Annotated in this window: 16 protein-coding genes, 3 tRNA genes, 1 other RNA gene and 1 riboswitch; of the genes, 1 reads left to right on the top strand and 19 read right to left on the bottom strand. The window is 36.7% G+C overall.

The window, feature by feature from the left end; translation table 11 throughout:
- Positions 1-25: 25 nt before the first annotated feature.
- The 4 genes from P3F81_RS03850 to P3F81_RS03835 form a co-directional block, all read right to left on the bottom strand.
- Positions 26-988 (bottom strand): glycosyltransferase family 2 protein, encoded by a 963-nt coding sequence (locus tag P3F81_RS03850; protein WP_147667762.1) that lies wholly within the window; start codon positions 986-988, stop codon positions 26-28.
- Positions 989-1258: 270 nt separating this feature from the next.
- A complete protein-coding gene (locus tag P3F81_RS03845) occupies positions 1259-2017 on the bottom strand; it encodes an amino acid ABC transporter ATP-binding protein (protein WP_147667761.1) in 759 nt (252 codons plus the stop codon).
- Between the two features lies 1 nt (position 2018).
- Positions 2019-2822: an amino acid ABC transporter permease gene (locus P3F81_RS03840; protein ID WP_147667760.1), complete on the bottom strand. Its 804-nt coding sequence runs from the start codon at positions 2820-2822 to the stop codon at positions 2019-2021.
- 72 nt (positions 2823-2894) lie between these two features.
- The gene (locus P3F81_RS03835; RefSeq protein ID WP_147667759.1) at positions 2895-3737 is read right to left on the bottom strand and encodes a transporter substrate-binding domain-containing protein; all 843 of its coding nucleotides are present in this window, start codon (positions 3735-3737) and stop codon (positions 2895-2897) included.
- Between the two features lie 340 nt (positions 3738-4077).
- On the opposite strand from P3F81_RS03835, the gene P3F81_RS03830 reads away from it, so the two are divergent.
- Positions 4078-4644, top strand: a complete 567-nt coding sequence (locus tag P3F81_RS03830) for a nitroreductase family protein (protein WP_147667758.1) — start codon at positions 4078-4080, stop codon at positions 4642-4644.
- A gap of 92 nt (positions 4645-4736) precedes the next feature.
- On the opposite strand, the gene P3F81_RS03825 is transcribed toward P3F81_RS03830, so the two are convergent.
- The 15 genes from P3F81_RS03825 to rpoD all read right to left on the bottom strand — a co-directional run bounded on the left by P3F81_RS03825 (position 4737) and on the right by rpoD (position 15238).
- Entirely contained in the window at positions 4737-5531 is a 795-nt protein-coding gene (locus P3F81_RS03825) for an ABC transporter ATP-binding protein (protein WP_147667757.1), read from the bottom strand.
- Positions 5532-5539: 8 nt separating this feature from the next.
- On the bottom strand, positions 5540-6415 hold the full coding sequence (locus tag P3F81_RS03820; RefSeq protein ID WP_147668207.1) for an ABC transporter permease: 876 nt from the start codon (positions 6413-6415) through the stop codon (positions 5540-5542).
- An 82-nt stretch (positions 6416-6497) separates the two neighbouring features.
- Complete coding sequence (locus P3F81_RS03815) at positions 6498-7499, bottom strand: ABC transporter substrate-binding protein (RefSeq protein ID WP_147667756.1); 1002 nt, start codon at positions 7497-7499, stop codon at positions 6498-6500.
- A gap of 158 nt (positions 7500-7657) precedes the next feature.
- Positions 7658-8012, bottom strand: an RNA gene (rnpB, locus tag P3F81_RS03810) — RNase P RNA component class A.
- Between the two features lie 73 nt (positions 8013-8085).
- Entirely contained in the window at positions 8086-8742 is a 657-nt protein-coding gene (gene thiE, locus P3F81_RS03805; protein ID WP_147667755.1) for a thiamine phosphate synthase, read from the bottom strand.
- Between the two features lie 111 nt (positions 8743-8853).
- On the bottom strand, positions 8854-9456 hold the full coding sequence (thiF, locus tag P3F81_RS03800; RefSeq protein ID WP_147667754.1) for a sulfur carrier protein ThiS adenylyltransferase ThiF: 603 nt from the start codon (positions 9454-9456) through the stop codon (positions 8854-8856).
- Positions 9456-10556 carry a 2-iminoacetate synthase ThiH gene (thiH, locus tag P3F81_RS03795; protein WP_147667753.1) on the bottom strand — a complete coding sequence of 367 codons (1101 nt, stop codon included), beginning with the start codon at positions 10554-10556 and terminating at the stop codon, positions 9456-9458. The genes thiF and thiH overlap by 1 nt, the downstream gene beginning before the upstream one ends.
- An 8-nt stretch (positions 10557-10564) precedes the next feature.
- The gene (locus P3F81_RS03790; protein ID WP_147667752.1) at positions 10565-11338 is read right to left on the bottom strand and encodes a thiazole synthase; all 774 of its coding nucleotides are present in this window, start codon (positions 11336-11338) and stop codon (positions 10565-10567) included.
- 1 nt (position 11339) lies between these two features.
- The gene (thiS, locus tag P3F81_RS03785) at positions 11340-11540 is read right to left on the bottom strand and encodes a sulfur carrier protein ThiS (RefSeq protein WP_309320636.1); all 201 of its coding nucleotides are present in this window, start codon (positions 11538-11540) and stop codon (positions 11340-11342) included.
- Positions 11541-11719: 179 nt separating this feature from the next.
- Positions 11720-11827, bottom strand: a riboswitch (TPP riboswitch).
- Between the two features lie 58 nt (positions 11828-11885).
- The gene (locus P3F81_RS03780) at positions 11886-13004 is read right to left on the bottom strand and encodes a Nif3-like dinuclear metal center hexameric protein (protein ID WP_147667750.1); all 1119 of its coding nucleotides are present in this window, start codon (positions 13002-13004) and stop codon (positions 11886-11888) included.
- Complete coding sequence (locus tag P3F81_RS03775; protein ID WP_147667749.1) at positions 12995-13684, bottom strand: tRNA (adenine(22)-N(1))-methyltransferase; 690 nt, start codon at positions 13682-13684, stop codon at positions 12995-12997. Before P3F81_RS03775 ends, P3F81_RS03780 begins: the two co-directional genes overlap by 10 nt.
- Before the next feature lie 70 nt (positions 13685-13754).
- Positions 13755-13830 (bottom strand) — tRNA-Val (locus tag P3F81_RS03770).
- Positions 13831-13865: 35 nt separating this feature from the next.
- Positions 13866-13940 (bottom strand) — tRNA-Ile (locus tag P3F81_RS03765).
- A gap of 7 nt (positions 13941-13947) precedes the next feature.
- Positions 13948-14023 (bottom strand) — tRNA-Asn (locus tag P3F81_RS03760).
- Positions 14024-14110: 87 nt separating this feature from the next.
- Positions 14111-15238 carry an RNA polymerase sigma factor RpoD gene (gene rpoD, locus P3F81_RS03755; protein ID WP_147667748.1) on the bottom strand — a complete coding sequence of 376 codons (1128 nt, stop codon included), beginning with the start codon at positions 15236-15238 and terminating at the stop codon, positions 14111-14113.
- Between the last annotated feature and the right edge of the window lie 20 nt (positions 15239-15258).

Genomic DNA, 15258 nt, shown 5'->3' with positions numbered 1-15258 from the left:
AAAAATTCCTGCTAAATTTATAAAATCACTTCTTTTTTTCTTTATTTTTTTCGTTTATATCTAAAATATTCGGTTTTTCACGAACAAAATAAAGTGGACGCTGCTTTACCTCTTCAAAAATCCTCCCAACATATTCACCAATAATCCCCAATCCCATTAACTGAATACCGCCTAAAAGCGATATACTTACCGATAATGTTGCCCATCCAGGGACAGCTTCATCAGTAAACCATTTGATGTACATTACATGACCAGTTAAAAGAATACTAAAAAGACCAAAGATAATCCCTAAATAGAAAGCAAACCTTAATGGCATTTTAGAGTATGCGGTAATTCCATCAAGAGCAAAATGTAGCATTTTATTTAAAGAAAATTTTGAAGTGCCTGCAAAACGCTTTGGAGCAACAAATTCAAGCTGAATTTGCTTATAGCCAATAGCGCCTATCATCCCACGAATAAATCTCGCTCGTTCTTTATATAATTTAAAGCTTTCTACTACGCGTCGATCCATGAGCCTAAAATCAGAGCCACCCGGTTGAATTTTTACTTTTGATATCTTATTGATTAATTTATAATAAAGCGCTGACGTTTTATTTTTAAACCAAGATACACCTTCTGTTGTTTTTCGAACCGTTTGAACCACTTCATATCCGTCTTCCCATTTTTCAATTAATATTGGGATAAAGGTTGGTGGATGCTGCATATCTCCATCCATTGTAATTACTGCTTCCCCTTTGGCATGATCTAGTCCGCAAGTCAATGCAATCTGATGACCAAAGTTACGGACTAAATATAAAGGTTTAACTCGATCATCTCGCTGCGATAAATGATCCAGAATTAAAATACTGCTATCTTTTGAACCATCATCCACAAAAACCAGCTCAAAATCATACCCAAGCGGCTGCATTGTTTTACAGATTTCTTCATAAAAATGCTCGATATTTTCTTCCTCATTATAAACAGGAACAACAATTGATATTAATTTCATTTTTTCTCCCCAATTATTTCGCACTACTTATTTACAGTATATACAAAAATACTCGATATGCAGTACATATCGAGTATTTAATCGAAATAAAGTCACTTGATTCAGGTGGAATTTTCACTCCACCTGAATCTTAGCCGGCCTTATCCAAGGGCTTAGCTGCTCGCCTGTGCTCTGTAGGTATACTCCTATTTACAGAAGTTGGGGGCTTAGAGCAGCTAAGCCATCGGATAAACATTTCTAATACAACTGTACTGCGAAATTCAAATTCATTTAATTTGCAGTAAAACGCGACAAAAATTCTTTCGTCCGTTCATTTTTAGGATGATTAAATAATTCTTCCGGAGATGCATCTTCAGCAATAATACCTTGATCCATGAAAACAACACGAGTAGATACATCACGTGCAAAAGCCATTTCATGCGTTACGATAATCATCGTAAGACCTTCTTGAGCTAAACTTCTCATTACACTGAGTACTTCTCCTACCATTTGAGGATCTAGTGCCGAAGTCGGTTCATCGAATAACAATACTTTGGGTTCGATCGCCAAAGCTCTAGCAATTGCCACACGTTGCCGTTGTCCACCTGATAATTGATGTGGCTTCGCATTGATATATTGTGCCATACCAACTTTATTTAGATATTTCATCGCATTCTGTTTAGCAGTTTCTTTATCTCGCTTTAAAACCTTAACTGGCCCAACCATACAATTTTCTAAAACTGTCATATTATTAAATAAATTAAACTGTTGAAAAACCATACCAACCTTTGTTCGATAAAGGGCAATATCCTTGCTTGTATCATCAATAATTTCACCTTGGTAAACAATGTCCCCCGAGGTAGGAATCTCAAGCATATTAATACAACGAAGCAATGTGGATTTTCCTGAACCGGATGCACCAATAATACTAATTACATCACCTTGAAAAACTTGAAAATCAATATCCTTTAAAATTTCCCGTTCACCAAAAAATTTTACTAGATGTTTTACTTCTAATACCGGCATAGGATTTTTATTTTCTTCTGCCATCTTAATCCCTGCCTTTCTTTTTCGGTTGCATACCAAACGGTCCACAAGGATCAGCCATTGGATCATAAGACACTAATGCATAGTTATCTTCTCCGTCCATCCTATTTTCAAGCCAACGCAAAATTCGCGAAACCGTAAATGTTAAAATAAAATAAATTACACAAGTAATGAAGAATACTTCAAAATATTTATAATATACACCCGCTGCTGATTTAGACGCAAAATATAATTCTGTTACAGATATTACATTCAATACAGAGGTATCTTTAATATTAATAATTAAATTATTACCAATTTGCGGCATAATATTACGCAATGCTTGTGGCAAAACAACATTATACATCGTCTGAAAATGTGTCATACCAATTGCTTTGGCAGCTTCAGTCTGTCCTTCATCAACAGAGAAAATCCCCCCTCTTACGGTTTCCGCCATATATGCTCCTGTATTAATCGAAACAACTAAAAAACCTGCAAGTAGCGGTGACATATCTATATCAAATAAGCTCATTGACCCATAGTAAAAGACCATTGCTTGTACAATCATTGGTGTACCGCGAAAAACCTCCACATAAGCAGATAAAATAAATTGTACACAATGATTTAACGTCCGAGTAATCACACCCGCACGCGGATTGATGGGAATCGTTTGAACAATCCCGACTAATAAACCAATAATACAGCCGACAAAAGTACCAACTAAAGCTAGCGCCATCGTTACCATCGCACCATTTGCCAACATTGCTCCATATTTATCTAAAAGAAATAATACCCATTCAAAAAATGTTACAGGCATTGATGTCGTCATACAAAGTTCCACCTTGACTATTTATTTACTGAAAAGAGGGACGGCAACTGCCGTCCCATAACATAGGCAAAATTAATTTGCTAATGGTTGACTTTTAATTGCTTCTTCCATGATTTTATCACGGTCAGCATCAGTCATTTTATCTAATACACTGTTCATTTGTTTAACCAATTCTTCGTTACCTTTTTTCACTGCAATACCGATTTCAACATCTTCTTTAGATGCTTCAAAACCTTTTGCATCTTTAAAGTCTAACATCACAAGTCCTGGATTCGCAAAAGCTGCTGCCATCGCTGTCGGACGGTCTAAAACAAGAACTTCAACTTTTCCAGATGTTAATGCCACAATCATACCTGGCACATTATCAATCGCTGGTTGAATTTTAGCCTCTGGAATTTGGCCAATTAAATCATACCAAATTGTATTTAGCTGAGATGTAGCAACTGCACCTTTTAAATCGTTAATATCTTTTGCTTTTCCAAAAGGACCATCCACTTTTGTAAGTGCAACTACAGATGCATAATAATAAGGAGAAGTAAAATCAACACTTTCCTTACGTTTTGATGTGATACTCATCCCTGCAATTGCAGCATCAATCTTACCGGAAGCTACAGCAGGCGCTAAACCATCCCATTCAATTTTATGTATTTCAAGTTCAGCTCCCATGGATTCTGCCAGTTTCTTAGCAACAATAACATCATAACCATATGCATAAGCATCACTGCCAGCAATTTTCACAGCACCATTTGCATTATCTGTTTGTGTCCAGTTATAAGGAGCATAACCGCATTCCATACCAACTTTTAATACTTTTTTGTCTGCTTTTTGACTAGAACCACATCCAGCAAGTAAAGCTATACCTGCAAGCATCATGCAGCAAAGTACTAAACTAACAATCTTTTTGTAACTTTTCATTATTTCCAGCCTCTCCCCATCATTCAATTTTAATATCAGTATTCCACCAATAAAACAGCAAAAAGACGTCTCCCCTATCGTTTAGGAGTCGACATCTTTGTCGACTTTATTTCTTCATTTCTGAAATAAAGCATCCTTAAATCCCTTGTTTTTCATTGTATCAATTTCTATGTTTGCTTGTCAAGGTTTCTTACTGTTATCTATCTTTTTACATTTAAGGCAAAATACTGATTTTTTGTCTTTTACGTTTCTATGAAATTAAATAAAATTACCTTGAATAAAGTTTGACATTTTCACTATGTTTTGTAATAATCATTATAAAAAAGAAAGGCGGACTATTATGATCTTACAAGAAGCAATTGAAACACGCCGCTCCGTTCGCAAATATACAAATACTGCCGTAGAAAAAGAAAAAATTGAACACCTAATTCTTAATGCAAGTAAAGCCCCAAGTGCAATGAATTTACAGCCTTGGGCTTTCGCTGTAATTGAAAATACAGAGTTATTAGATAGATACTCAACAGAAATAAAAAAATCGCTTATTGAAAAAATGAATACCGAAAAAACAATCCTAGAAAAATATCGCTCACTTATGGAAAAAGAAACTTTTAATATTTTTCATCACGCACCAGCTTTAATTGTGATTTATGCAAAAAAGCCATCTTTACATCCACATGAAGATTGTGCACTAGCAGCACAAAACCTAATGCTGACTGCTGCTGATTTAGAATTAGGAACTTGCTGGATTGGCTTTTCTATTTATCATTTTAACTCTAGTAAAATCAAAACAGAGTTAAATATTCCCGAAGAATACGAGGCAATTGCCCCTATTGTTATTGGATATCCACAAACCAATCATTTACCTATTCCCAAAAAAGATCCAGAAATTCTTTGTTGGAAGAGATAACTTAAGCCTTGATTCAACTAGATTTTTAAATTCATCTCAAATAGTCACCAAATAAAAATAGTGTCTCTGCAAAATGCAGAGACACTATTTTTTTAACTTAACAGCATTCTATCATTGGCAAACTCATTGCCACTTGCTTGTTCAAACATTTTTAGTAAATCAGCAATACTAAGACTACTTTTTTCCTTACCAGAAACATCAATAATAATTTGTCCATTATGAAGCATGATTAAACGATTGCCAAAACTCAAGGCATCTTTCATATTATGCGTAATCATCAATGTTGTTAGATGATGTTTATTTACAATCTTACCTGTCAAATTTAATACCTTTTCGGCCGTCTTTGGATCAAGCGCGGCCGTATGCTCATCCAAAAGTAAAAGTTTAGGCTGATTCATTGTTGCCATCAACAAAGTAATTGCTTGCCGCTGCCCGCCCGATAATAACCCCACTTTTGTTGTCAAACGATTTTCTAAGCCAAGGTCTAGCTCCTTTAATAGGTCAACAAACCATGCTTGATCTGATTTTCTAGAACTCCAAGCAAGTCCTGGCGCCTTACCTCGTCTTGCTGCAATCGCAAGATTTTCTTCAATCATCATACCAGCAGCTGTTCCCATCATAGGATCTTGAAATACCCTGCCAATATATTTTGCCCGTTTATGCTCTGGCACTTTTGTGATATCGTCACCATCAATAACAATCTTACCTGAATCCACAAGAAAAGCTCCGGCAATAGAATTCATCAACGTTGATTTTCCAGCACCATTACCACCAATTACCGTAACAAAATCTCCTGTATTTAAATGAAGGTTTAAACCACATAAAGCTTTTTTTTCATTAATCGTTCCAGCATTAAAAGTCTTCGATATATTTTCAATTCTCAACATGGTTTTACTTATACCTCCCTTTTTTTTGCAAATTTACTTTTAAATAACGGCATAGATAATGCAATAGCGACTAAAATTGCCGTAAATAATTTTAAATCATTTGGTGGCATTCCTAATTGCAATACAATCGCAATAACAATTCGATAAATAATCGAACCTAAAATAACGGAAATTAAACAATTTTTAAAACTTCTCGTCCCAAATAAAACTTCCCCAATAATAACAGAAGCTAGACCGATAACAATTGTACCAACTCCCATACCAACATCTGCAAATCCGTTGTTTTGTGCAACTAAAGCTCCAGAAACTGCAACTAAAGCATTGCTAAGCAAAAGTCCTAAGATAATTGTAAAATCCGTATTTACACCATTTGCCCGAATCATTTGCTGATTAAAACCAGTCGCACGAATCGCTGCGCCAATTTCCGTGCCAAAAAACCAATAAATTAATATTCCAAAAAAAACTGTGCTAATAATACCAATAGATAACACAGCATTAACATTTGACAAACCAAAATCCATCATATTTGTAAATACCGTATCCATCCGAAGCAAAGATACATTTGCTTTTCCCATAACACGCAAATTGATAGAGTAAAGCGCTATCATTGTTAGAATACCTGCTAGTAAAGCCGGTATTTTTAATTTTGTGTGTAAAACTCCTGTAATTATGCCCGCGAACATACCTGCAATAGCAGCAACAAATATAGCAACAAACGGGTCGCTGCCTTCAACAATCATTGCGGCTGCAACTGCAGCGCCTAAAGGGAAACTCCCTTCTACCGTTAAATCAGCTATATCTAAAACACGAAATGTAATATATACACCTAATGCCATAATTGACCATAGTAAACCTTGTGAAATCGTTGGAATCAATAAATCCAACATAAAAATCCCCCTCTATACTCCCATTATCTAAGAAAGAAAGGGCCTCCTTCTTAAAAGGAAACCCTCTCCCCATACAAATTTATTTTACAATTTCCGCATCTTTTAAAAGATCTTCTGGAATTGTAATCCCCAATTTCTTGGCAACAGTTTCATTAATTGTTGTTTGCATTTCTTTTAGGGATTGAATTGGCATCGATTCTGGTTTAGCTTTACCTGATAAAATATCCGCTGCCATTTCACCTGTTTGGAATCCTAATTTATAATAATCTACACCTAAAGTAGCAAGTCCGCCCGCTTTAACATGATTTGCTTCACCACAAATTAATGGTATTTTAGCTTCATCTGTAACTCCGACCAAAGTAGGTATAGCTGAAGCCATAACATTATCTGTCGGAACATAAATAACATCTACTTTTCCCATTAAACTTTGTGCCGCTTGTTGGATATCATTTACAGTAGAAACCGTAGCTTCTTCAACGACTAACCCTTTAGACTCTGCATATTCTTTCATTACTCTTACTTGCATTTGTGAATTAACTTCACTAGAACAATAAATCGTTCCCACGCGTTTTGCATTCGGTAAAATTTTCATTAATAAATCCACTTGTTCTGCGATAGGATTCATGTCTGTAGTCCCTGTTACATTACCTTTTGGCTCTTTGTTAGTAACAACAAGTTTTGCCTCTTCATAATCGGTAACTGCAGTAGCTACAATAGGAATTGTCTTTGTTGCATTTGCAACAGACTGTGCTGCTGGCGTTGCAATTGCACAAACCAAATCCACATTATTATTTACAAAACGTTGGCTAATGTTTTGTAAGTTTGATTGATCTGCCTGTGCATTTTGTCTGTCAAACTTAATATTCACATTTTCTTTGTAGCCTTTAGATGCTAACCCATCAATAAAACCTTTATTTGCTGCATCTAGCGCTGGGTGTTCAACCAATTGAACAATACCTACATTTACAACTTTCTGATTAGAAGCATCTTTTGGAGTTGATCCACAACCTGCAAAAGCTCCTATAGAAAGCACCATTGACATAACAACCGCCAATGTTCTCAAGCCTTTTGCCTTCATCATAAATTCTTCCATCCTTCCATACTACAATGCTATTGCCTTACAATAGCAAAAATTCTACTTTAACAAGCATTCGACAAAATCAATAAATCTCCTGCCTTTTTATAAATAAAAAGGTTACTGAAACCTCTAGTTTCAGTAACCTTTAATTTCTCAGTAAAGTTATGAGTAATCAATAAGCCGAGTTTTGTTCCGCTCACGCGGTGATAATCATTTATCTAGATTGTCAGTTACCTGACAACTCAAGCGACACAACCCGGAAGGCTCCGCGGGCAACATCATCCCTTCCCTATTCGGTCTTGCTCCAAGTGGGGTTTACCAAAGCCAGTTAGTCACCTAACTGCTGGTGCGCTCTTACCGCACCTTTCCATCCTTACCTAACAAAGCTAGGCGGTTTAAATTTCTATAGCACTTTCCCTGAGGTCACCCTCGCTGGACGTTATCCAGCACTTTGCCCTGTGGAGCCCGGACTTTCCTCAAATACCATTCGGTACTCGCGATTATCTTTCATACTCACAACCATCAAGCAAGATATAATACTATCACGAAGCAACAAGGCTGTCAATAACAAAAGTATATTTCCCACATATTACATTTCAATCTTCATTTGTTGAGATAATTTTTTTATTTTTTCAACAATGTTTTCAGCACCTACGATATCAGAAACAACAGCGATCGTTTTTGCACCTGCTTTGGCAACATCACAAATATTATGCTCTTTAATTCCACCAATCGCAACAAATGGCAACCGCGAATGCATTGCTGCATATTCGACATAAGTTAATCCAACTGCCGCGCAAACATCCGTTTTTGTTTGCGTTGCAAATACAGGTCCAACGCCAATATAATCGACAACACCACATTTTTCAGCTTCTTCTATCTGCTTAGAATTATGCGTAGAGAGTCCAAGAATCATATCTTTTCCAATCAGCTTCCGCACAATCTGCGGTGGAAAGTCTTCCTGCCCAACATGTACACCGTCAGCTTTCACTGCCAATGCTAAATCAATATAATCATTCACAACAAAAGTTACACCTGCTCGTTTTGTTATCTCGCGAATTGCCAAACATTCCTCATACATCGCTTTTGTTTTCTTCGTTTTCTCTCTATATTGGATAAATTTAATCCCAGCCTCTATACACGCAGCAACAACTTCTAAATTAGTTTTTCCTTTGGATAATTTCTCTGCTGTTAACGCATAGATTTTCGTCGTCAAAAAATTTTCAATCGCTATTTCTTTATTCATCATCTTATTAGCAAAATTTTAATCAAGTCATCAGATAAAATTTTGCATTTCCCCTTTTTTTCATTTTCTTCATCATATCATGTTTCTCAAAATTTATCCCGAGAAAACAAATTACTGTAAGACAATTTCTAGAACTAAATCAGCTTGCTTTGATGCTGTTAAAGTTACCACCGGCGCACATGGAGGATTATTTTCTATTGTACTTATCAAATCTCCGACAATATAAAGACGGTCATTGATTTTTTTCACCTTTATCCGATCGCTATTTCCCCAGCCTGCTAAACCTGAAGCAGCAACAATATATTTTCCTGCTTGTGCTAGTTCTTCAATGATCATTGCTTTTGTCTCTGGACAATCCACTGCTTCAATAACAATATCACAAGAAGAAAATATTTCTTTTATATTGTCCCTAGTTAATCTATCTTCTACTGCTTCAATTTGCACATTTGAATGGATCTGCGCCAAATTTTCTTTTAATGCAGCTACCTTTGACTGATTCACCTGAGAATAAACATAGTTTTGCCGGTTCAGATTGCTTACCTCAACCCGGTCAAAATCAACAATTGTAAAATGAATAAATCCACTACGCACGAGAAGCATCGCACAATTTGATCCCAATCCCCCAGCACCAGCAATACCAATTTTAGTTTGTTGGATCTTTTTTAAATCTTCTTTACAGAAATATTTTAATAGACCTTTCTCAAATTCAGTCATTATACAACCTGCCAATCTTTATAAATCGGTTGATACCCTTGGTTATACAGCATCTGAGCCATTTCAGCAACACTCCGATGATCAGAAATATCAAACTGGCTTGCTTCTTCTCCTTTGTTATGTCCGCCAACCGCCGTAGTTACCCCTCCCGACATCTTTGTCACACCAATTTTCGTTAAATGATTTCTCAATGTAAAGCTTTCTCTTGATGATAAAGTAATTCCACTGCGCGGCATAAACAAACGATAAGCTACGATATATTGCACGATATTTTTATCACTTACTGTAACCCGTGGTGGAAATCCGCCCGTATGTGGGCGCATTCTTGGTGTAGAAACGGCGATTTCAACTTCACTATATTTACGCTGTAGGTAATTTGCATGGACTCCTGTCAAGAACGCTTCTTTTCGCCAATCATTCAAGCCGAGGAGTGCCCCGATATTTACTGTCCTTAATCCGGCTCTGCATGCTCTTTCCGGTGCATCAAGACGAAATTCATAATCGCGCTTTGGGCCTGCTAAATGAAGCTCTTTATAAATTTCTTTATCGTACACTTCTTGAAAAATGGTCATCCCATCTACACCATTTTTAACTGCGCGGTAATAGTCATCTTCACTTAAAGGATAGACCTCAATACTAATCCCAGTAAAGAATTTTTTTAAAGTATCTACTGCCTCTACTATGTAATCTACCGAGCTATGAATTGGTGATTCTCCTGTTAATACCAAGACATGCTTTAGACCAGTTTTAGCAATCCATTCTCCTTCTTTCTCAATCTCTTTCATTGTAAGCTTCATTCTTGTCAATTGGTTTTTACAGTTAAATCCACAATATACACATTGATTAATGCAATAATTTGCAATATACATCGGTGTGAAAAGCTGCATCGTTTTACCAAACTGCTGAATCGTTACTTCATTTGCACGTTGAGCAATTGCTTCTAAACATTCTTCAGCCTTAGGTGACAATAATGTTAAATAATCCATAACCGACAATTTATTTTTGCTGATGATTGATAAAATTTGCTCTTTCGTAACTTGCGCAAAAAAACGTTGATAATCAAAAGCTTGATATTTTTCTAATTCATGCAAAAAACTCATCTGCTCACCTACTCATGTAAAAAGCCAGTTAACGGTGAGGAAGCACTCGCACCAGCTCCAATTACTCTACCCAAACCTGCCAAATAAGCTTTACGTCCAGCTTCTACAGCTAGTGCAAAAGCTTCTGCCATCAGCACAGGAGACTTTGCTGTAGCAATTGCTGTATTTAACAAAACTGCTGCTGCTCCCATTTCCATCGCCTCCGTTGCATCAGAAGGCTTTCCTATTCCAGCATCTACGATAATTGGCAAATCAATTTCCTCAATTAAAATTCGAATCAACTCTTTCGTCTGTAAACCTCGATTACTGCCAATAGGAGATCCAAGCGGCATAACAGCAGCAGCACCTGCTTTTTTCAGCCGCTTTGCTGCCATTAAATCCGGACACATATAAGGAAGTACCGTAAAGCCTTCCGCTGCCAAAATCTCTGTTGCTTTGATCGTTTCCTCATTATCAGGCAATAGATAGCGATTGTCTGAAATAACTTCAATTTTAATCCAATCACCACAGCCAGAGGCTCTAGCTAAACGGGCAATTCTCACCGCTTCCTCTGCGTTTCTCGCTCCAGACGTATTTGGCATAACAATACAATCTTTAGGAATAAAATTCAATATATTTTCTTCTGGATAGTCCATATCAATTCTACGTACAGCAACAGTAACTACCTGAGCCTTAGCTGCCTGAATTGCTTCTGGCATCAACTTATTTGAACCAAATTTTCCTGACCCAATAAATAATCTGCTCATTATTTTAGTTTTACCTATTTTTAAAATATCTTGCATATCAGCCGCCTCCTACAAATGTTACAATCTCTAAACGGTCATGCGCTTTAATAATCACACGATTCCAATCCTTAGCTTGTACGATTTCACCATTACACTCAACGACAATTCGTTTTCCTGGCAAACTTTGCGTTTGAATTAACGTTTGAACCGTTATTTGACCTGCAACTTGCATCACTTTTCCATTTAACGTTATTTCCATTGACATCCACCCTTTCAAAAAGAACTAACGTATATATCGCTTGTAAAATAATATTTGATTCGGGATATTTTTCTTCTATCCGGATTCCAGTAATTGGAAAACTAGTCGAAAGGCATAAAAAATACGCCTTCCCGTATAGGTTAGGCGTATAACATAGATACTGAAATAAATAAACGTTTCATCACGTTTATCTCGCTTCCTACGCGGGCATTATCCCGATCAGGTAAAAAGGTCAGGTGCTTATAGTCCACTCTCAGCCCATAACATGAGCTCCCTTGCAATATATACAATTTTAAGTGTATTACACAATTAAAATTGTATTCCTTTTTTTAAAATTCGTCAATATTAAAATGCAGTAAAAACATCTTGACTAAAATCATCATAAACGACTTCTATATCCCATTTTTGTTTTTCTTTTTCTGCTTGTAAATACTTAGCCACTACTTCTAGTACGGGCATTTCTGTTGCAAAATGGCCTGCATCAAGAATACAAATTCCAGCATCTAGTCCTCTTTGTGCATCATGATATTTTAAATCACCAGTTACAAATAAATCTGCGCCTGCATAGGCAGCTTTTCCAATAAATTCAGCCCCACTACCGCTACATATTGCAACTTTTTGAATCATCGTATTCGTATCACCAACAAAACGTACTTGCTCAGCTTTTAGCGATTCTTTTGCTATTTGAATAAACTCCAGAGCTTTTAACGGCTTTTCAAGTTTTCCAATTCTCCCTAAACCAAATGCTTCTCCTGATTGTTTTACCGGATACAAATCATAGGCAACCTCTTCATACGGATGTGCTTTCATCATTGCTCTAACAACCCGATGAGCAATTTTTTCCGGCATAATCGTTTCTAAGCGCACTTCATTTACATATTCCAACTTACCTTGTTTACCTATAAACGGAATTGTACCTGCCAAAGGCATAAAAGTGCCTTGTCCCTTTACCTGAAATGTGCAATGACTATAATTTCCGATATGACCAGCACCTGCTTTTGCAATCGCCATTTGTACAACACTTACATAATCTTCCGGAATAAATACAACAAGTTTTACTAAAGCTTCCGAATCAGTGATCGACAGAGGTTTTGTATCTTTTAGTGATAATTTTTCTGCTAATACGTCATTTACTCCATGATTTGCAATATCTAAATTTGTATGCGCCGAAAAGATAACAATTTCATTTTTTATTATTTTTTCAATTAATCGTCCTTGTGGTAAATCCATCCGTAAGTTTTTCATTGCTTTAAAAATAAATGGATGATGAGAAATGATACAATCAACCTTTTGCTCTATTGAACGTTTAATAACAGCCTCGCTTACATCCAAACATACCATAATCTTTTGAATGTCTCTACTGGGACTGCCAATCATAAGCCCAACATTATCCCAACTTTCCGCTAAATGACGTGGCGCAATTTTTTCCATTACATCCATCATTACTTGGCATTTTATAGACATTTTAATCGCTCCTCTAGTCCTTTTACTTTATTTCGTTCAATTTTGTATTTTTCCGATTGTTTAACATCTTCACTCTTTTCCATTGCCATTAAAATACGCTTACTTTGCATTAAAAGATTTTGTATGTGATTCTTTAATAAGGGATGTCGCTTCTTCCATAATATTGTACCGATATCACTAAGACTTTCATCTCTCCATGCATCTTGTCCTGGCTTTGCCAAAATTATTTCATATAATCTGCCTTCATCAATGACTAAATCTTCATCTTCAATGCGCCATCCATTATTCCACAACCAATTTCTTAAACTACTTGTTGCATTTTGCGGCTGTAAAGCCATGCCTTTTACACCAGCTAAAACCTCTGGCTTTGCAGATAAAATTTCCACCATAGTAGTTCCACCCATACCAGCAATCGTTAAAAAAGTGGCTTCATTAGGTTTTAAAACACGAATGCCATCACCCAGTCTTACTTCTATTTTATCTTCTAGTAAATAGTTTTTTACTGCTTGTTTAGCAGCCTGATAAGGCCCCGTATGGACATCACAGGCAAAAGCTCTCGCAACGATTTTTTCTTCAACTAAATAAATCGGCAAATAAGCATGATCTGTTCCTATATCAGCAATAACACAGTTTTTTTCCACAAAATTCGCAACTGCCATTAAACGATTTCCTAATTTCATCTTTCATCCCCCAAACGGTGATATACTAAAAAATGCAAAGCTCAAAAGCTTTGCATTATCAATTCATACATGGTGGGCGATAACAGGATCGAACTGCTGACATCCTGCTTGTAAGGCAGGCGCTCTCCCAGCTGAGCTAATCGCCCATATAGAATTTTAACCGATACCATTTCACTCAAAATGGTGGGCCCACCTGGGATCGAACCAGGGACCAACCGGTTATGAGCCGGTTGCTCTACCGCTGAGCTATAGGCCCAAAAAATTGGCTCCTTGAGTAGGACTCGAACCTACGACCGATCGGTTAACAGCCGATTGCTCTACCAACTGAGCTATCAAGGAATGTTGCCAACAAGAAATATTATACATAAACGAAAATATCTTGTCAAGCATCTAGCCATATACTTAGCAACTTTTTTACTAGTATATTTATTCTAAGAAATCTTTTAATTTCTTACTTCTACTTGGATGACGTAACTTTCTTAAAGCTTTCGCTTCAATTTGACGAATACGTTCACGAGTTACCCCAAAATTTTGCCCAACTTCTTCAAGTGTTCTAGCTCTTCCATCATCTAATCCAAAACGTAATCGAAGAACTTTTTCTTCCCTTGGCGTAAGAGTTTCTAGAACTTCTTCTAATTGTTCTTTTAGTAGCATAAAGGAAGCAGCTTCAGCCGGTGCTGGTGCATCCTGGTCTTCAATAAAGTCACCTAAATGAGAATCTTCTTCTTCGCCAATTGGCGTTTCTAATGAAACTGGTTCTTGAGCGATTTTCATGATTTCACGTACTCGCTCTACAGCTATTCCCATTTGTTTAGCAATTTCCTCAGGCAATGGTTCTCTACCAAGTTCCTGTAAAAGCTGACGTGATACACGAATTAATTTATTAATTGTTTCCACCATGTGTACAGGAATACGAATCGTTCTTGCCTGGTCAGCAATCGCACGCGTAATTGCTTGACGAATCCACCACGTTGCATACGTACTAAATTTATATCCTTTATTATAGTCAAACTTCTCAACGGCTTTAATTAAACCAAGATTCCCTTCTTGAATTAAATCCAAAAATAGCATTCCGCGTCCAACATAACGTTTCGCAATACTTACTACTAGACGTAAATTTGCCTCTGCTAAACGTCGTTTTGCCTCCTCATCGCCTTCTTCCATGCGCTTCGCCAAACGAATTTCTTCTTCTGCAGTTAAAAGAGGTACTCTACCGATTTCTTTTAGATACATTCTTACTGGATCATCTATACTAATACCCTCTGGAATACTTAAATCAATATCTGTATCATCATTTCCATGATCATCTAAGTTTACGTCATCATTATCATCAAGTCTTTCCGAATCATGTCCTTCATCAACAATCTCAATCCCTTTACTCGAAAAAACCTCATACATATCATCAATTTCATCTGGAGATAAATCTTCACTTTGAAGTGCATCCATAATTTCACTATAAGTTAACACTCCGCCATGTTTCTTCCCTTTCGCAAGTAACTTTTCCACAACTTCATTATTTACATGCGCCGATGATGCCGTTTTCTTATCTGCCATTTAAATCCCTCCTTTCACTG

This window comes from Selenobaculum gibii (assembly GCF_030273445.1).
Classification (GTDB): domain Bacteria; phylum Bacillota; class Negativicutes; order ICN-92133; family ICN-92133; genus Selenobaculum; species Selenobaculum gibii.
Note: the sequence above shows the minus strand (reverse complement) of the source record. Positions and strands in the feature narration are given on the sequence as shown.